The following is a 17,454-nucleotide window of genomic DNA, read 5'->3' on the forward strand; positions in this document are numbered from 1 at the left end:
TGGTCCGGCCGAACCGTTCGGCACAACCCGCGCGCGAGCGAGTCTCAGGGACGCGCCGGTGTCGATGCCGCGTGCGCGCCCAGGCCCCAGGGCCGGGCTCGGTCGCGGTCGCGACCCCGGCCGGAGCGCCCCGAGGGCGGACGAGCCATCAGTACGACCGAGGTGGGGGCACAGCTACACCATGGCACAGGGCACGGTCCAGGTGACGCACACCGGCACGTCGCGGTGGCGGCGCCGCACGGGTGAGTACGCATCGCTCGCCGCCGCCCTGGAGGCCGCGGCCGACGGAGACGTCCTCACCGTCGCGCCCGGCACCTACCGGGAGAACCTCGTCCTGCAGCGCGCGGTGACCCTGCGCGGTCCCGAGGGCTCCCCCGGCTCGGTGCGGATCGCGCCCGTGGACGGGGTGCCACTGACCGTGGGCGCGTCGGCGGTGGTGCAGGACCTGCATGTGGAGGGCCAGGACGCGGCCGCCCCCGCCGTGCTGGTGGAGGAGGGCACCCCGGAGCTGCGGGACGTGCGGGTCGTGACGCGGTCGGCGGCCGGGATCGAGGTGCGCGGCAGCGCCCGGCCCACGGTGCGGCGCTGCGCGGTCGACAATCCGGCGGGCATCGGCATCGCCGTGGTCGACGGCGCGGGCGGGGTGTTCGAGGAGTGCGAGGTCGTCGCGGCCGGTCAGGCGGGCGTGGCGGTGCGCGGCGGTGCCCACCCCCGCCTGGAGCGCTGCCGGGTGCACCACACCTCGGGATCGGGCCTGTCGGCGACCGGGGAGAACTCGGCGCTGGAGGCGGTGGGCTGCGAGATCTACGAAGTCCGGGGCAGCGGTGTGCAGATCACCGGCCGGGCCACCGCGCACCTCACCGACTGCGATGTGCACCGCACGACGGCCGACGGAGTCACGCTCGACACGGACGCGGTGCTGACGCTCGCCGACTGCCGTATCCACGACATCCCGGAGAACGCGGTCGACCTGCGTTCCCGTTCCGTCCTCACCCTGACCCGCACCACGGTGCGGCAGTTCGGGCGCAACGGCCTGTCGGTGTGGGATCCGGGCACACGGGTGGACGCCAACCAGTGCGAGATCTTCGACAGCACGGGCGACTACCCGGCGGTGTGGGTGAGCGACGGCGCCACCGCCGTACTCGACTCCTGCCGGGTGCACGACGTGCCGGACGCCCTGTTCGTGCTCGACCGGGGCTCGCGCGTGGACGTCGTCGACACCGACCTGTCGCAGGTGCGCAACACGGCCGTGTCGGTGAGCGACGGAGCGACCGCGCAGCTCGACGACTGCCGGATCCGGGACGCGGCGACGGGCGCCTGGTTCCGCGACCACGGCAGCGGCGGCACCCTCAGCAACTGCACGGTGGACGGCACCCAGACCGGTGTGATCGTCACCAAGGGCGCCGACCCCACCGTGGAGCGCTGCACGATCGACTCCCCCGCGGAGGCCGGTGTGTATGTCTCTGCCGGTGGCCGGGGCAGCTTCCTGAACTGCCGGGTCACGGGCAGCGGTGGCTACGGCTTCCATGTGATCGACGGCAGCCGTACGACGCTGCGGAAGTGCCGCACGGAGCGGTGCGCGCGCGGGGGCTACGAGTTCGCGGACAGCGGCGCGGACGCGGCGTCCGGAGCGAGCCCGCTCGTCGAGGACTGCACGAGCGACGAGAGCGCGGGGCTGCGCACGCCCGCGGCGCCGGAGACGGCCGTGCAGACGGTGAGCCACTCCCCCGGCCTGCTGGGTGCGCTCCCGGGGCAGCGCACCGAACCGGGACCCCCGCCACCGGCCCCGGAGCCCGAGCAGCCGGCCCGCTCCTCCAAGGACGTCCTGGGTGAACTCGACGCGCTGGTGGGCCTGGAGAGCGTCAAGCGCGAGGTGCGCGCCCTCACCGACATGATCGAGGTCGGCCGGCGCCGGCAGCAGGCGGGCCTGAAGGCGGCCTCGGTCAAGCGGCACCTGGTCTTCACCGGCTCCCCCGGCACCGGCAAGACGACGGTCGCGCGGCTCTACGGCGAGATCCTCGCCTCCCTCGGCGTACTGGAGAAGGGCCACCTGGTCGAGGTGTCCCGCGTCGACCTGGTCGGTGAGCACATCGGCTCGACGGCGATCCGCACCCAGGAGGCCTTCGAGAAGGCGCGCGGCGGTGTGCTGTTCATCGACGAGGCCTACGCGCTGTCCCCGGAGGACGCGGGGCGCGACTTCGGCAAGGAGGCCATCGACACGCTGGTGAAGCTGATGGAGGACCACCGTGACGCGGTCGTGGTGATCGTCGCGGGCTACACGGCCGAGATGGAGCGCTTCCTGTCGGTCAACCCGGGTGTGGCGTCCCGCTTCTCACGGACCATCACCTTCAGCGACTACGGCCCCGAGGATCTGCTGCGGATCGTGGAGCAGCAGGCCGAGGAGCACGAGTACCGGCTGGCGCCGGGGGCGGCGGAGGCCCTCGGGAAGTACTTCACGGTGCTCCCCAAGGGCCCGGCCTTCGGCAACGGCCGTACCGCACGGCAGACGTTCGAGGCCATGGTCGAGCGGCACGCGAGCCGGGTCGCCCAGCTCCCGGAGCCCAGCACGGACGATCTGACGCTGCTCTACGCCGAGGATCTCCCCGAGCTGCTCTGAGGGTCCGCCTAGGCGGCGGGCGGCTCGGGCTGGTGCCGTGGCGAAGGCACCTCCGGCGCCTCCGGCCGCAGCCGGGCCAGCAGCGTGCGGCGTTCCTCGGCGAAGGCCGGGTCGGCCTGGTAGTCGGAGTGGCCGAGGATCGGCGCGGGCAGCGGCAGGAGAGCGGTGCGGCCGTAGGCGAGGGGGTCCATCAGGGGGGTGTGGTCGACCTGCGCGCCTCCGTCGCCGGGCAGCCGCACCGGGCCGCCGATGGGGTCGGTGAGCCGGTAGAGGTTGCGCCAGCAGTCGACGTCCCGGTGCAGGGAGCCGAGCGCGGCGGGTCCGAAGTGCGCCGGGAACCAGCGGCCGTAGAGACGCTCCAGCGGGGAGCCGTAGGTCAGCAGCGCGACCCGTTTGCGGGCGGACGGGGCGAGTTGCCAGGCCGCGGCGGCGGCGAGCACGCTGCCCTGCGAGTGCCCGGAGATGACCAGCCGTCCGCCGGTGGCGCGGGTCCAGGTCGCCATCCGCCAGGTCAGGTCGGGCACCGCGCGCTCGGCGTAGCAGGGCGGGGCGAAGGGGTGGGAGGCGCGTGGCCAGAAGGTGCCGACGTCCCACAGGATGCCGATGGTGCGGCGGGCCGCGGCGTCCTTGTAGGCGCGCCGTCCCCAGGTGACGAAGAGTATGAAGCCGAGGCCGATCAGCCAGGAGCCGAGGGCCTGGGCGGTCTCGGCGGCGCCGTGGACGACGGGGTAGGTGCCCTGCGCGGCCTCGCCCGGCGTCTCGTCGGTGGCCAGGGCTCCCACGAGGGCTGCGGCGCCGAGCAGCAGGGTGACGCCGGAGGTGACGGCGACGATGCGGGGTCCCCGGTCGGTGAGCGAGGCCATGGCACGGGTGTAGGCGATGCGGCGGGTGCGGGCGGGGTCCAGGGCCTCGTCCGGGTAGTCGAGTGCCACGGCGACGCGCTCGGCGCGGGCCAGCTGCCAGGCGCGATGGGCCAGCCAGCCGAAGAGCCCCAGCAGCACCACGAGCAGCGGCGGGATCACGGACGCCTGCCAGGTCAGCAGCACCGGCGGGCCCTGGATCGACGCCCCGGTGCCGTCCAGCCAGTCGGACACGCGCTGGGACACGCCGCCGGACATCACCCCGCCCAGCGCGCAGGCCAGCATCGCCACGGCCGGTCCGCCCAGGCCCCGCAGCACCGCCCGCCGGTCGGGGTCGGTGCGGTGCAGGGCGTGGGCGACGACGCCGAGGACGATCACGAGCAGGCCCTGGACCAGGGCGATCGCGCCGAAGGTCGTGTCACCCGGCAGCCGGCCTTCCGACGTCCACCCCGGGCGTTCCCAGCCGGCGTACAGCAGGGCGAGGGCGAGCAGCACGAGCGCGGCGAGCGGCAGGCGTCGTACAAAACGCTCGTCCAGGGTGCGGTCCAGCCGTTTCTCGCTGCGGCCGCGGCGGCACACCACCCACACCACGGCGACCGCGCAGGCCGCGAGGGCCGCTTCCAGGATCAGGCCCAGGGTGTCGAGCACGGCGGGGCCGCCGGGGCGGCGGTCGTGGCGGGCGGCGGCGCTGCCGACCGCGGCGGCGACCGTGATCAGGCCGGCCGCGGTGTGCGCGGCGCGCAGCCGGGCCACCAGCCGGCGTCCGTACCAGAACCCGGGCCGGCCGAGTGCGGTCGGGCCGCCGTCCGCTTCGGGCTCGGGGGCGCGTTCGATGGGCTGCTGCGACTCGTAGTCGCTCCATGTACGCCGGGACAGGTACCACAGCAGGACGGTCAGGGCGGTGGGCACGGCGGCGGCGAGGGCGAGCCTGCGGCCGGGGGCACTCCACCAGCCGCCGTCCGAGACGGTGGGTGAGAGGAAGCCCAGCCAGGAGTGCTGGTCGGCGCACGCGGCGGTGCCCGCGCACTGCCAGGCCCCCAGGTCGAGCGCGACCTCGCAGGCCGCGGCGACGAGCAGCACCGTCAGCGTGAGCCCGGCGAGCCTGACCAGGAGGCCGTACAGGCGCACGGTGCGGCGGCGGCCGTGGGCGGTGGGGCGCATCCAGTGGGCGAGGTTGACGACCATGAACGGCAGCAGTAAGAGCCACAGGGCGCGAGTGCCGTTGCCGGAGGTGAGGTTGCACCAGACGTAGGCCTCGGGCACCGGTCCTTCGCGCCGGCGGTCCTCGGGGCTGTGCTCGGCGTCGACGTCGTCGGCGCGCCGGAACACGGCCGCCGTGTCGTCGCCGGTGATCCGCACGGTCCGCGGATCGTTCAGCATCTCCTGTGGCGTGGTGCCGCCCACGCCGTGGACCAGGAGTTCCAGAGCGGTCCCGGTCTCGCCGGGCCGCGCGGCGGGACCGGCCGGTCCGCCGGTCGACGCATGTTCCTGCGCACGTTCCACTGATTCGCACTTCCCCCGTGACACGCCGTCGGCTCTGTCCGTGCGGGCACAAGGATCTCCGTTTCCGCGCCGCCGCACACCTCCTGTCACGGAATCTCCCCGATCCGTGATGTCGCGGCGCGACACGTGAGCCCGCTGTGACGCGTGCGCGACGAGCGGTCGGTGGCGCTGTCCGCGGCGCGACATGCAAGGATGGGGCCGTCCGCGCACCGGAGCCGGGGAATATGTCCTAGTCGGGGAGGGTGTGCAGGGCGTGTCGGACGGCATTGAGGCGAAAGGACCGGAGCGTACGTGAGCGAGAATCAGAACCTCCTCGCGGAGCAGCGGCGATCCCTGATCCTCGACGAGGTCCGCCGCCGGGGTGGTGTCCGGGTCAACGAGCTGACGCGCAAGCTCGGCGTGTCGGACATGACGGTCCGCCGCGACCTCGACGCGCTCGCCCGCCAGGGTGTGCTGGAGAAGGTGCACGGCGGCGCGGTCCCGGTGGTCGAGGCGAGTACGCACGAACCGGGATTCGAGGCCAAGTCCGGCCTGGAGCTGACCGCCAAGGAGGACATCGCACGCGCCGCGGCCAAGCTGGTCGCGCCGGGTGCGGCGATCGCCCTGTCGGGCGGTACGACGACCTTCGCGCTGGCGCAGCAGCTGCTGGACGTGCCGGACCTGACGGTGGTCACCAACTCGGTGCGGGTCGCCGACGTGTTCCACGTGGCACAGCGCACCTCCGGCCCGCGGCAGGGAGCGGCCACGGTCGTGCTGACGGGCGGGGTGCGCACGCCCTCCGACTCGCTGGTGGGGCCGGTGGCCGACCAGGCGATCGCGGCGCTCCACTTCGACCTGCTGTTCCTCGGGGTGCACGGCATATCGGTCGAGGCCGGCCTGTCGACGCCGAACCTCGCGGAGGCGGAGACGAACCGGCGGCTCGTGCAGTCGGCCCGCCGCGTGGTCGTGGTCGCGGACCACACCAAGTGGGGCAAGGTGGGCCTGAGTTCCTTCGCCTCGCTGGAGCGGATCGACACGCTCGTGACGGACGCCGGCCTGCCGGACGAGGCGCGCGGGGTGGTCGCGGAGCACCTGCGGCGGCTGGTCGTGGCCGGGGAGCCCGAGCCCGACGAGAGTGCAGACATCTGACGGGACGCCAGCTAGGGTGACGCCTCCGGTCATCGCCCGCTCCGGCCGAGGAGGGCTCCTGCCATGGCTCACCGACTGCGCCCGGTGGGGCTCGACTTCGTCGGTGTCGCGCCCGTTCGGCACCTCTTCGCGCGGGAGGTCTCCGCTCCGGTGGAGGCGGTCTACCGCGTCCTCCAGGACGTGCCCGGCTGGGCCGAGTGGTTCCCGCGGGTGACGGCTGCCCGGCCGGTCGACGCCGGTGCGGGGCGCGACATCACGCTCACCGGTGGCATCCGGTTCCGCGAGTCGATCATCGCGGCGGAGGAACCCGAGGTGTACGCCTATCGCGTCGACGTCACCAACCTGCCGGGCGTGCGGGCGATAGCCGAGGAGTGGCGGCTCACGCCGGCCGGCACCGGCACGCGGGTGCGGTGGACCTTCGCCACCGACGGGGTGGCCGCGTACCGGCTGGCCATGAAGGCGGCGCGCGGGGGCCAGGCCCGCGCGTTCCGGGACGCCGTGCGGGCGCTGGACCGGCGGCTGACGGCCTGAGGGCCCGGACTCAGCCGGGCCAGACGCCCGTCTGCAGGAGCGAGTCGATCGCGTCCGTGTACGGATCGATGTCCAGCCCCTGGGCGGCCAGCCAGGCGTCCGAGTAGTACTTGTCGAGATACCGGTCCCCCGGGTCGCACAGCAGGGTCACGACGCTGCCCTGCCGGCCCTCGGACACCATCTCGGCGACGATCTTCAGCGCGCTCCACAGCCCCGTGCCGGTCGAGCCGCCGGCCTTGCGGCCGATGGCACGCTCCAGTGCCCGTACGGCGGCGACGCTGGCCGCGTCGGGCACCTTCATCATCCGGTCGATCGCGCCGGGCACGAAGCTCGGTTCCATACGGGGCCGTCCGATGCCCTCGATACGGGAGCCGCAGTCACAGGTGACGTCCGGATCGCCGGTGGTCCAGCCCTCGAAGAAGCACGAGTTCTCGGGGTCGGCCACGCAGACGCGGGTGTCGTACTGCATGTAGTGGACGTAGCGCGCGAGGGTCGCGGAGGTGCCGCCGGTGCCCGCCGTGGCGACGATCCACGCCGGCTCGGGGAAACGCTCCAGGCGCAGCTGGCGGAAGATGGATTCGGCGATGTTGTTGTTTCCGCGCCAGTCCGTGGCCCGTTCCGCGTAGGTGAACTGGTCCATGTAGTGGCCGCCGGTCTCGGCCGCGAGGCGGGCGGACTCCTCGTACATCGTGCGGGGGTCGTCCACGAAGTGACATCGGCCGGAGTGGAACTCGATGAGGCGGATCTTCTCGGCGCTCGTCGTGCGCGGCATGACGGCGATGAACGGCACGCCGATCAGCTTCGCGAAGTACGCCTCGGAGACGGCCGTCGAGCCGCTGGAGGCCTCGATGACGGGCCGGTCCGGCCGGATCCAGCCATTGCACAGGCCGTACAGGAAGAGGGAGCGGGCGAGGCGGTGCTTGAGACTGCCGGTGGGGTGGGTCGACTCGTCCTTCAGATACAGGTCGATGCCCCACCGCTCCGGCAGGGGGAACTGCCACAGGTGGGTGTCGGCCGAGCGGTTGGCGTCGGCCTGGACTCTGCGGACGGCTTCTTTGAGCCATGCCCGGTAGGCGGCGTCGCTGTGGTCGACGTCGAGGGTCACACCGGTCCGGGTCTGCTGGGGAGTACGCACGGGAGCTCCTAACGCTGCGCGCCGACGACGCGTCGCACGGCCGGCACCTCCGATCATAAGCACCTCGCGCACGCTTCTCACCTGCATAAACGCATCTTTGAGCCCCCCAAAGCGCCCCCAGGAGCAGAGCCGGGGCAAGGGGGCGCGCGGTCCCGGGGGCGCATTCGCGAGTGTGCTGCGGGCGCCCCCGGCGAGGGGGTCGCGGACACTGGTGCTCGACGTCGGGCGGGGGCAGACTGCACCGCGGGAACAAGGCCCCGGACGGGGCGACCGCAGGGGACGACCGCCTTCCGGAGGCAGGCTTCCGGGCACGGGCGCCACACCTGCCGGCAGGGCACACCGCACGGCCGGGCCGGGGTACGGACCGGGCGGGACGCACCACCCGGAGGGGACCGTGCGTCCGGACGGGGCACACTGGGGCAGGACACGAGCCCGTACCGGGCATCGCGCAGAGCGGGCCGGTACACCGACACGTACTAGGGGGCGGGTGGCATGGGAGAGCCGGAGTTCACGGCCACGGGCGTGCGGATCGGGAAGCGGCTGCGTTCGCTCACCCGGGCCGGGCAGGTCCGCATCAGCGACGGCCGGGTCGAGCTGCTGACCAGCTACGGCAGTGAGATCGACAGCGCTCCGGTGCAGGCCGTGCGCGCCTCCAAGCCCTGGTTCGGCCCGGATGACCGGGCCACGGCGGATCTCAACGGCAAGCGGTACCTGCTCACCCTGGGCGACCACGACCCCGCCCCCGGAGAGCCGGGCCCGCCGGCCGCGCGGCGCTTCATCGAGGCGGTGCGCAGAGCAGCGGGGCGTGGCGACTGAGATGTCCGCGAGTTGCGGTACCTCATCCCCTGCGTCACTCTGGTCTCACGTCACTCTGGGTTTACCGGCGATAACGCTGCGAACCAGCCCGCCGGCCACGACAGCAGGCGGCAGTGTCACGCAGGCGCCCTGCTGGATCCGAACTCCGTGTTCTTCCGGACCTCACGTCGGGGAGTCGCAGCCGTGATCAGCTACCCAAGCAGACACTGCACGGTGGAGCTCCAAGCCCTGCCGTCGCGGATCGGCCAGGTCCGCAGAATCGTATCTGCGCAATTGCGCTACTGGCATCTGGATCCCCTGATCGACCGGGCCTCGCTCGGCGTGACGGAGCTGTTGTCCAACGTCCACCGGCATGCCCAGCCCGACAAGACGTGCACGGTGGAGATAGAGCTGCTGCTCGACCGGCTCACGGTCTCGGTGCGCGACGGGGATCCTCGGATGCCCGTGGTCGACGACGCCGAGCCACTGGCGACCTGCGGGCGCGGGCTCGCGATGGTGGCCGCCATGAGCGAGAGCTGGGGCGTCCGGCCGGACGGCGAGTCCGGCAAGGTCGTCTGGTTCACCCTGCCGACGTCCGCCCCCGCGGTGACGTCGCCGTCGCTCCGTTCGCTGCGCACGGTCCAGGAGAAACCCCGCAGGTTCGCCGAGGTCGGGGCTTCCACCGACGGGCTCCGGCCCGACCATGCTCCCGCCCGGTCCGCCGTTGCCGGTTGACCGGGCGGTGACCACCGTCCCCTCGGGGGCATCGGGGGCGCACGCCACCGGGTGCGCTCCCGGGGCGTACGTCACCGCGTGGCGACGGCCCGCAGCACGTCCAGGCGTGCCGCGCGCCGGGCCGGGCTCAGCCCCGCGAGGGCGCCGGCCGCGAGACCCACGAGGGCCACGACGCCCAGTTGCACGGGCGGAATCGCGAAGGCGAAGGCACTGTCGCCCGGGTCGTCGGGGCGGTCGTCGTGGTTATGCCGCACCTCCCTCGAGGCCGAACTCCTCGTTCAGCACGGACAGCCGGCGCCCGTACTCGTCCTCGTCGATCTCTCCGGAAGCGAAGCGGTGGCCGAGTACGGCGATGGGCGATTCGTTGCCGCCTGCGGGCTGCCGCCAGGGGCCGCCGCGGCGTCCGCGCCACACCGTGCGGCGCGGCAACACGATGCCGCCGCCCATCACCAGCGCCCAGATCACCGGGAAGAGCAGGATCCACGGGCCGGTCCCGCCGCCGTCGCCGAAGTTCGCCAGGGTCCGCATGTCGTCCAACTCCTCGATCGCGTGATGTCCTGATTCTGTAACTACTGGTATGTACAGTGAGGGCGTGAACACCCCGGAACGGCTGATCGAGTCCACCCGCGAGCTGCTGTGGGAGCGCGGCTACGTGGGCACCAGCCCCAAGGCGATCCTGGAGCGCGCGGACGCCGGGCAGGGCAGCATGTACCACCACTTCAGGGGCAAGCCCGATCTCGCGCTGGCCGCGATCCGGCGGACCGCCGAGGAGATGCGGGCTACGGCCGCGGCAGTACTCGACGGCCCGGGCACTCCGTACGAGCGCATCGAGGCCTACCTGCGGCGCGAGCGGGACGTGCTGCGGGGCTGCCCGGTCGGCCGGCTGACGATGGATCCGGACGTGATCGCGAGCGCCGAGCTGCGCGCACCGGTCGACGAGACGCTCGACTGGCTGCGCGGGCGGATCGCCGCAATCGTCGAAGAGGGCAAGGCGCAGGGCCAGTTCGCGCCCGGCCTGGACGGCGGGGAGATCGCGGCGGCGGTCGTCGCGACCGTCCAGGGCGGTTACGTCCTCGCCCGCGCCTCCGGCTCCCCCGCCGCGTTCGACGCGGGGGTTCGGGGGCTGCTCTCCCTGCTGGCGCCCCGGACCCCCTGAGGAGACTTCCATGCACGCCATGCAGTACGAACTCACCCTGCCCGCCGGCTACGACATGGGCGCCATCCGCGACCGGGTTGCCCGCCGGGGTCACCTGCTCGACGACTGGGACGGGCTCGGCCTCAAGGCCTACCTGATACGCGAGCGCGGCCTGCGCGGCTCGCCGGTCAACCAGTACGCGCCCTTCTACCTCTGGAACACCGTCGACGGGATGAACTCCTTCCTGTGGGGCGGCGGGTTCCAAGGGGTCAGTGACGCCTTCGGGCGGCCGTCGGCGCGGCAGTGGACGGGGCTCGCGTACGAGGAAGGGGAGGGTGCGCACCCGCGGTTCGCACTGCGGCGGCGCCAACCGGTGCCGGACGGCGGGATGTTGGCCGACGTGGTGGAGGAAGCGGCGGGCGAGGCCCGGCGGCTGGCGGAGGACGGGGCCCTGCTCGCCGCCACGGCCGTCGACACGAGCCGCTGGGAGTTCGTGCACTTCTCCCTCTGGGAGCAGGACACGCCCAAGGCCGACGGTGAGGTGTTCGAGGTGCTGCACCTGTCCGCGCCGGGCCGGGACCGGCTGCCCCGGGGACGCCGGTGGTGAGCACGGTCCGCACGGTGCTGGGTGACGTGCCCCCTGAAGACCTGGGGGTGTGCGACGCCCACGACCATCTGTTCCTCGGCAGTCCCCGGCTGCCCGGCCAGGAGCTGCGCAGCGTGGCGGCGGCGCGGGCCGAGCTGGTCGCGTTCCGGGAGCAGGGCGGTGGGGCCGTCGTGCAGTGGACGCCGTACGGGCTCGGGCGGCGGGCCGCCGATCTGCCGCCGCTGTCCCTGGAGACCGGTGTGCACGTGGTGGCCGCTACCGGTCTGCACCAGGCGGTGCACTACGACGAGGACACCCTCGCCGGGCTGCGGAGCCGGCTCGCCGAGGTCTTCGTCTCGGAACTCACCGTGGGCATCGGGACGTCGGGGGTGCGTGCGGGGCTCGTCAAGGTCGCGGGCGGCTTCCACGCCCTGGACGCCCACACCCGCTGGACCATGACGGCGGCGGCCGAGGCGCATCACGCCACGGGCGCGACGATCGCCGTGCACCTGGAGATGGGCACCGGCGCACTGGATGTACTGGACCTGCTGTGCGGGGAGTTGCGGGTGCCGCCGCACCGAGTGGTGCTCGGGCACCTCAATCGCTCCCCCGACCCCGTGGTGCACCGGCAGGCGGCCGAGTCCGGCTGCTATCTGGCCTTCGACTGGCCGTCACTCGCCCACCACGCCACGGACTGGCGGATGCCGGACGCCGTACGGTCCCTCGCCGACGCCGGGTTCGGTGACCGGCTGCTGCTGGGCGCGGACACCACCACGGCCGCCGCCCGCTCGGTGGGCGGCGGCCCCGGGACGCCGTACCTGCTGCGCCGGGTGCGGCCCCGGCTCGTGCACGCCGTGGGCGAGGAACTGGTGGGACGCATCCTCACGGAGAATGCGGGCCGGGCGTTCGGGGCGCAGTGGCGCTGACCGGCCGGGGCTCCGGCCTCAGCCGCCGGCCTGGTCGCTGTCCTTCATCGAGCCCCAGCCGTGCCAGCGCTCGACCTCGATCCAGGCGCTGACCCGGGGGCGGACGCGGTCCGGGTAGGGCTTGCCGGTGTAGTGCCGGGCGAGGAGGTCGATGTCGGCCAGGCCCTCGTCGTCGTACATCTCGGTGACGCGGCCGATGAGGGTGACGTGGGTGTACCACTCGTCACCGTCGAGGACGGTGAGGGTGACGCGCGGGTCGCGGCGCAGGTGCTTCAGGCGGACCCGGCCCTCGTCGAGGTTGATCAGCACACGGCCGTCCTTCCACACGTACCAGGTGGCGGTGGAGACGGGCGCGCCGTCGGAGCGCAGCGTGGCCATGACGCACGGGTTGGGCCGGCTCAGCAGGGCGTCGGCCTCGGGCGGCAGCGGCGGCTTGGACATGTGGGGAACCTCCTAGGAGTCGGTCTTCTCGTCGAAGCTGGCGAAGTAGGCGGCGACCATGTCCTCGTCGGCGTGGCCCCGGGCGGCGGCACGCTCCATGCGGGCGGCGGCCGCTTCGGCGACGTCCAGGCGGACGCCGCTGTCCGCGCCGGCCTGGACGATCAGCCGGGCGTCCTTGGCGGCGGTGCCCACCGCGAACTGGGGCGGCGTGAGCCTGTCTTCGAGAACGAGATCGGATTTGGCGCGCAGATAGCCCATGTCGAGCGGGCCGCCGGCGACGAGGTCGAAGAAGCCGTGCGGGTCGACGCCGAGGGCCTTGGACAGGGCGAGGGCCTCGCCGGCGGCGGCCGTGACGGCGAGGACCCAGCTGTTGGCGACGAGCTTCAGCCGGGTGGCGCCGCCCAGCGCCCCGTCCTCGCCGCTCCACACGGTCCGGGCGCCGACGGCGTCGAACACCGGCGTCACCTTGTCCCGGCCCTCGGTGGGGCCGGCCGCGAGCACCGTCAGTTTCCCGGCCTCGGCGGGCTGGCGGGTGCCCAGGACGGGGGCGTCGTAGAAGACCAGGCCGTGCTCGCGGGCGAGGGCGGCCAGCTCGGCGACGCCCTCGATGCCCGCGGTGGTGGACTGCACCCAGGCGGTGCCGGAGCGCAGGGCGGGGACGGCCTCGCGCATCGTGTCCAGCGTGGCGGGAGCGTCGTAGAGCATGGTCAGGACGACATCGGCGTCCCGGACGGCCTGTGCGAGGGTGTCGGCGATCCGCACGCCCTCGGCGGCCAGCGGCTCGGCCTTGGCCCGGGTGCGGTTCCAGGCGTGGACCGTGTGTCCGGCCCGGGCGAGGTTGCGGGCCATCGCGGCACCCATGATGCCGGTGCCCAGGACGCTCACGGTGAGCTTGTCGGTCATTGCGTCAACTTCCTCGGTGGTGCGGTGCGGGCGGACTGCCTGCGAACCAGCCTGCCCGCTCGGCGGCGAGCCTTCCCGGAAGCGGCGCGGACAAGCCTGACACCAGTGGCCGGATCACGCCCGGCCTCCGGTCACCCCTGCGGGGTCAGCGCTCCCAGCGGGTCGTCCAGGACGGGCTGCCAGGCCAGTTCCGCCGCGCCGACCAGGCTGTTGTGGTCGAGGGTGCAGGGCAGGATGGGGACGCCACCGCTCTGGCCCCACAGGCTGCGGTCGGCCACGACCGCGCGGAGGCGGCCGGGGTCGGCGTCGAGGAGGGTGCGGTGCAGGCCGCCGAGGATGATGCGGTCCGGGTTGAGGATGTTGACCAGACCGGCGAGGCCGAGGCCGAGGCGGTCGATGAGGGCCTCGGCGGCGGTGCGGACGCCCGGGTCGTCGTAGTGGTGGCGGATCAGGTCGATGGACTGCTGGAGCAGGGACACCTCGGGGCCCGGTTCGCGTCCGGCCTCCGTGAGGAAGGCCAGCGGGTCGGTCTCCACGTCGAGGCAGCCGCGGCTGCCGCAGTAGCAAGGGCGGCCCTCGGGGTGCACGGTGAGGTGCCCGACCTCCAGCGCGAGGCCCGAACTGCCCCGGTGCAGACGGCCGTCGAGGACGAGCGCGCCGCCGACGCCCCGGTGGCCGGTGGCCACGCACAGCAGGTCGCGGGCGCCCCGGCCGGCGCCGTGCCGGTGCTCGGCGAGCGCGGCGAGGTTGACGTCGTTCGCGGCGAACGCGGGTCCGTCGAGGCCGGCGGCGCGCACCTGCTCGGCGAAGATGTCCCGGACGGGCGCGCCCGCGGGCCAGGCCAGGTGGAGAGGGTTCAGCGCCAGGCCCTCGGGTTCGGCGACGGCGGAGGGCACGGCGAGGCCCGCGCCCACACACCGCAGTCCGGTCTCGCGCAGCAGCTCGGCGCCCGCCGTGACGACGGAGGCGAGCACCTTGGCCGGGTCCGCGTCGACGACCTCGCAGCCGGGCGCGGTGGCGACGATCCGGCCGCCCAGTCCGACCAGCGCTGCCCGGAACCCGTCGGCGTGCACCTGCGCGGCGAGCGCGACGGGCCCCTTCTCGGCGACGGCCAGTCGGTGGGAGGGTCTGCCCTGTGAGCCGGCTGCCGCGCCGGGCCGGGCGTCGACGCGGATCAGCCCGAGCGCCTCCAGCTCGGCGGCGACCGCGCCGGCCGTCGCGCGCGTCACGCCGAGCTCGGCGGTGAGCACCGCCCGGGTCGGCGCGCGTCCGGTGTGCACGAGCTCCAGCGCGGGTCCGAGCGCACCGCGCCCCCGGTCCAGCCGCGTCCTCGAGGTGGTCCCATCCCCCGCCTGCCGGGGGTCCGCCTTCCCGCTCATGAGGGCGAGTCTCCCATGATCCGCCGGGATGGTGGCCGAGCCTGCCCGCCGGGCCCCGCCGAGCGGCCCGGGTTGCTCTCCGCCGTGCTCTGGAGGCCGCTGACCCGGAGCGTGATGTTGAGCCGGCCGGTCAGCCCGAGGCCGGGCGGTGCCGTGCCCGCGTGGATGCGGGGGACCCCGTGGTAGGCGAGGCGGGAGGGGCCGCCGAAGACGAACAGGTCGCCGCTGCGCAGTTCGACGTCGGTGTAGGGCCGGGTGCGCGTCTCGGTGTTGCCGAAGCGGAAGACGCAGGTGTCGCCGAGGCTCAACGACACCACCGGCGCGTCCGACTTCTCGTCGCCGTCGCGGTGCATGCCCATGCGGGCGTCGGCGTCGTAGAAGTTGATCAGCGCGATGTCGTAGTCCGGTGCCGGTCCTCCGAGGGTGTCGCGGACCGCCCGGCGGCCCAGGTCGCCGAGCCACGGCGGGAAGGGCTTCACCGGAGCGCCGTCCCCGTCGACGACCGTGCGGGCGTAGGCGTACGGGTACCAGTGCCGGCCCAGGCACACCTGGCGGGCGGTCATGGTGCCGCCGCCGGGTGTGCGGACCGTGCGCAGCCCGGCGGGCGGCCGGGCCCAGTCGCGGCAGGCGTCGAGCAACGCGCGCTGATGTTCGGCGTCCAGCCAGTCGGGCAGGTGCACGGCGCCGGGCGCGACCTGGGTACGGGCCCTGGGGAACAGCTCGGCGTCCATGCCCCCATGGTGCCCGACACCCCCTGAGCTGCGGCTCGGCTAGCCTGGTCGCACGATGAACGACCGTATGACGACGCCGTGGGGCGAGCCGGCGCTGACCCGATTTCCCGAGGACCCGCGCGACCGGCTGCGCGCCTGGGACGCCTCGGACGAGTACTTGCTGAGGCACCTGGCCGGCGAGCGGGTGCCGCTGGACGGCACGGTCGTGGTCGTCGGGGACCGCTGGGGCGCGCTGGTCACGGCGCTCGCGGCGCACCGACCGGTGCAGATCACCGACTCCTACCTCGCGCAGGAGGCGACCCGGGCCAACCTGGCGCGGGCGGGTGTCGAGCCGGGTGCGGTGCGGCTGCTCACCACGCAGGATCCGCCGCCGGAGCGGATCGACGTGCTGCTGGTGCGGGTACCGAAGAGCCTGGCGCTGCTGGAGGACCAGTTGCTGCGGCTCGCCCCGGGCGTGCACGCGGGGACGGTCGTCGTCGGTGCGGGCATGGTGAAGGAGATCCACACCTCGACGCTCCAGTTGTTCGAGCGGATCCTCGGCCCGACCCGTACCTCCCTCGCCGAGAAGAAGGCCCGGCTGATCTTCTGCACGCCGGATGCCGCGCTGGAGCGGCCCGCCAACCCGTGGCCGTACGTCTACACGCTGCCGGACGGCATCGGCCCCGCCGCGCACGGCACCGTCGTCAACCACGCCGGGGTCTTCTGCGCCGACCGGCTCGACATCGGGACGCGGTTCTTCCTCCGGCATCTGCCCGACGGCCGGGGCGGCCGGGTGGTGGATCTGGGGTGCGGCAACGGCGTGGTGGGTACGTCGGTGGCACTGGCCGACCCCGGCGCCGAGGTGCTGTTCGTGGACGAGTCGTTCCAGGCCGTGGCCTCGGCGGAGGCCACGTACAAGGCGAACGGGGTGCCGGGGCACGCCGAGTTCCGGGTCGGGGACGGGCTGGCGGGCGTGCCGTCCGGCAGTGTCGATCTGGTCCTGACCAACCCGCCGTTCCACTCCCACCAGGCGACGACGGACGCCACGGCCTGGCGGATGTTCACCGGGGCGCGGCGCACGCTGCGGCCGGGCGGGGAGCTGTGGGTGGTCGGCAACCGGCATCTGGGCTACCACGTCAAGCTGCGCAAGCTGTTCGGCAACAGCCGGCTCGTCGCGAGCGACCCGAAGTTCGTGGTGCTGAAGGCCGTCAAGCGGTAGCGACGCCGAGGGTCTGGAGGGTCCTGGTCACCGCCCGTGTCATCGCCTCCCGGGCGAGGGTCAGGTAGCCGCGCGGGTCGACCGCCTCGGGCCGGTCGGTGAGGAAGTCCCGGATCGCCCCGGTCAGCGCGATGTTCAGGGCCGTGCCGATGTTGACCTTGGTGATGCCGCCCGCGACGGCCGCCGTGAGTTCGTCGTCCGGGACGCCGGAGGAGCCGTGCAGGACGAGCGGGACGTCCAGTGCGGCCGACAGGCGGGTGAGCAGGGCGTGGTCGAGGGCCGCCGTGCGGGTGGTCATGGCGTGGGAGCTGCCGATGGCGACGGCCAGGGCGTCCACGCCCGAATCGGCGACGAAGGCCCGTGCCTCGTCGGGGTCGGTGCGGGCGCCGGGGGCGTGCGCGTCCAGAGGCGGTCTGCCGTTCTTGCCGCCGATCTGGCCCAACTCGGCTTCGATCCACAGCCCTTGGGCGTGTGCCCAGTCGACCGCCGCCCGGGTCGCGGCGAGGTTCTGCGCGTAGGGCAGCCGGGCCGCGTCGTACATCACGGAGCTGAAGCCGGCGTCCGCGGCCTGGCGCAGCAGGGCGTCGCTCTGCACATGGTCTAGGTGCAACGCGACCGGCACGGCGGCCCGTTCGGCCACGGCGACGGCCGCGCGGGCGAGCGGGAGGAGCCGGCCGCCGCGGAACCTGACGGCGTTCTCGCTGACCTGGAGGACCACGGGGGCGCACACCGACTCGGCGCCCGCGACGACGGCCTCCACGTGCTCCAGGGTGATGACGTTGAAGGAGGCGACGGCCGAGCGGGTGGCTGCGGCGGAGGTGACGAGTTCGCCGGTGGTGGTGAGGGGCACG

The 17,454-nt window shown here is 73.7% G+C and carries 18 protein-coding genes; 9 read left to right on the top strand and 9 right to left on the bottom strand.

The window, feature by feature from the left end; genetic code table 11:
• The first annotated feature begins 181 nt into the window (after positions 1 to 181).
• Positions 182 to 2,617, top strand: a complete 2,436-nt coding sequence (locus tag G3I77_RS31465; RefSeq protein WP_248509007.1) for a right-handed parallel beta-helix repeat-containing protein — start codon at positions 182 to 184, stop codon at positions 2,615 to 2,617.
• Positions 2,618 to 2,625: 8 nt separating this feature from the next.
• Here the strand turns inward: G3I77_RS31465 and G3I77_RS31470 are convergent, their stop codons facing one another.
• Entirely contained in the window at positions 2,626 to 4,980 is a 2,355-nt protein-coding gene (locus tag G3I77_RS31470) for a hypothetical protein (protein WP_248509009.1), read from the bottom strand.
• Between the two features lie 291 nt (positions 4,981 to 5,271).
• Between G3I77_RS31470 and G3I77_RS31475 the strand changes: the two genes are divergently transcribed.
• A complete protein-coding gene (locus G3I77_RS31475) occupies positions 5,272 to 6,108 on the top strand; it encodes a DeoR/GlpR family DNA-binding transcription regulator (RefSeq protein ID WP_248509011.1) in 837 nt (278 codons plus the stop codon).
• Positions 6,109 to 6,171: 63 nt separating this feature from the next.
• Complete coding sequence (locus G3I77_RS31480) at positions 6,172 to 6,639, top strand: SRPBCC family protein (RefSeq protein WP_248509013.1); 468 nt, start codon at positions 6,172 to 6,174, stop codon at positions 6,637 to 6,639.
• A gap of 10 nt (positions 6,640 to 6,649) precedes the next feature.
• On the opposite strand, the gene G3I77_RS31485 is transcribed toward G3I77_RS31480, so the two are convergent.
• Positions 6,650 to 7,774, bottom strand: a complete 1,125-nt coding sequence (locus G3I77_RS31485; protein WP_248509015.1) for a PLP-dependent cysteine synthase family protein — start codon at positions 7,772 to 7,774, stop codon at positions 6,650 to 6,652.
• 492 nt (positions 7,775 to 8,266) lie between these two features.
• On the opposite strand from G3I77_RS31485, the gene G3I77_RS31490 reads away from it, so the two are divergent.
• Together G3I77_RS31490 and G3I77_RS31495 are read left to right on the top strand one after the other, a co-directional pair.
• Positions 8,267 to 8,590, top strand: coding sequence for a hypothetical protein (locus G3I77_RS31490; protein ID WP_248509025.1), 324 nt, complete (start codon positions 8,267 to 8,269; stop codon positions 8,588 to 8,590).
• A gap of 183 nt (positions 8,591 to 8,773) precedes the next feature.
• Positions 8,774 to 9,304: an ATP-binding protein gene (locus G3I77_RS31495; protein WP_248509026.1), complete on the top strand. Its 531-nt coding sequence runs from the start codon at positions 8,774 to 8,776 to the stop codon at positions 9,302 to 9,304.
• A 71-nt stretch (positions 9,305 to 9,375) separates the two neighbouring features.
• On the opposite strand, the gene G3I77_RS31500 is transcribed toward G3I77_RS31495, so the two are convergent.
• A complete protein-coding gene (locus G3I77_RS31500; protein WP_248509333.1) occupies positions 9,376 to 9,558 on the bottom strand; it encodes a hypothetical protein in 183 nt (60 codons plus the stop codon).
• Complete coding sequence (locus G3I77_RS31505; protein WP_248509027.1) at positions 9,548 to 9,832, bottom strand: SHOCT domain-containing protein; 285 nt, start codon at positions 9,830 to 9,832, stop codon at positions 9,548 to 9,550. Before G3I77_RS31505 ends, G3I77_RS31500 begins: the two co-directional genes overlap by 11 nt.
• A gap of 49 nt (positions 9,833 to 9,881) precedes the next feature.
• Between G3I77_RS31505 and G3I77_RS31510 the strand changes: the two genes are divergently transcribed.
• The 3 genes from G3I77_RS31510 to G3I77_RS31520 are packed head-to-tail and all read left to right on the top strand — an operon-like array spanning position 9,882 to position 11,951.
• Positions 9,882 to 10,460: a TetR/AcrR family transcriptional regulator gene (locus tag G3I77_RS31510; protein WP_248509028.1), complete on the top strand. Its 579-nt coding sequence runs from the start codon at positions 9,882 to 9,884 to the stop codon at positions 10,458 to 10,460.
• Positions 10,461 to 10,470: 10 nt separating this feature from the next.
• The gene (locus tag G3I77_RS31515) at positions 10,471 to 11,046 is read left to right on the top strand and encodes a DUF4865 family protein (protein WP_248509029.1); all 576 of its coding nucleotides are present in this window, start codon (positions 10,471 to 10,473) and stop codon (positions 11,044 to 11,046) included.
• Entirely contained in the window at positions 11,043 to 11,951 is a 909-nt protein-coding gene (locus tag G3I77_RS31520) for a phosphotriesterase (protein WP_248509030.1), read from the top strand. The genes G3I77_RS31515 and G3I77_RS31520 overlap by 4 nt, the downstream gene beginning before the upstream one ends.
• An 18-nt stretch (positions 11,952 to 11,969) precedes the next feature.
• Here G3I77_RS31520 and G3I77_RS31525 read toward each other — a convergent pair whose 3' ends face one another.
• The 4 genes from G3I77_RS31525 to G3I77_RS31540 all read right to left on the bottom strand — a co-directional run bounded on the left by G3I77_RS31525 (position 11,970) and on the right by G3I77_RS31540 (position 15,405).
• Positions 11,970 to 12,392 (bottom strand): PPOX class F420-dependent oxidoreductase, encoded by a 423-nt coding sequence (locus tag G3I77_RS31525; protein WP_248509031.1) that lies wholly within the window; start codon positions 12,390 to 12,392, stop codon positions 11,970 to 11,972.
• A 12-nt stretch (positions 12,393 to 12,404) separates the two neighbouring features.
• Positions 12,405 to 13,295, bottom strand: coding sequence for an NAD(P)-dependent oxidoreductase (locus G3I77_RS31530; protein WP_248509032.1), 891 nt, complete (start codon positions 13,293 to 13,295; stop codon positions 12,405 to 12,407).
• A 131-nt stretch (positions 13,296 to 13,426) separates the two neighbouring features.
• Positions 13,427 to 14,674, bottom strand: a complete 1,248-nt coding sequence (locus G3I77_RS31535) for an ROK family protein (RefSeq protein ID WP_248509033.1) — start codon at positions 14,672 to 14,674, stop codon at positions 13,427 to 13,429.
• Positions 14,671 to 15,405 carry an alpha-ketoglutarate-dependent dioxygenase AlkB gene (locus G3I77_RS31540; protein ID WP_248509035.1) on the bottom strand — a complete coding sequence of 245 codons (735 nt, stop codon included), beginning with the start codon at positions 15,403 to 15,405 and terminating at the stop codon, positions 14,671 to 14,673. The genes G3I77_RS31535 and G3I77_RS31540 overlap by 4 nt, the downstream gene beginning before the upstream one ends.
• A 67-nt stretch (positions 15,406 to 15,472) precedes the next feature.
• Between G3I77_RS31540 and G3I77_RS31545 the strand changes: the two genes are divergently transcribed.
• Positions 15,473 to 16,603, top strand: coding sequence for a methyltransferase (locus tag G3I77_RS31545; RefSeq protein ID WP_248509037.1), 1,131 nt, complete (start codon positions 15,473 to 15,475; stop codon positions 16,601 to 16,603).
• Here the strand turns inward: G3I77_RS31545 and G3I77_RS31550 are convergent.
• The gene (locus G3I77_RS31550) at positions 16,593 to 17,453 is read right to left on the bottom strand and encodes a class II fructose-bisphosphate aldolase (protein ID WP_248509039.1); all 861 of its coding nucleotides are present in this window, start codon (positions 17,451 to 17,453) and stop codon (positions 16,593 to 16,595) included. The two genes, G3I77_RS31545 and G3I77_RS31550, sit on opposite strands and share 11 nt — an antisense overlap.
• Position 17,454 lies beyond the last annotated feature (1 nt).

Source organism: Streptomyces sp. D2-8, assembly GCF_023184515.1.
Taxonomy (GTDB): domain Bacteria; phylum Actinomycetota; class Actinomycetes; order Streptomycetales; family Streptomycetaceae; genus Streptomyces.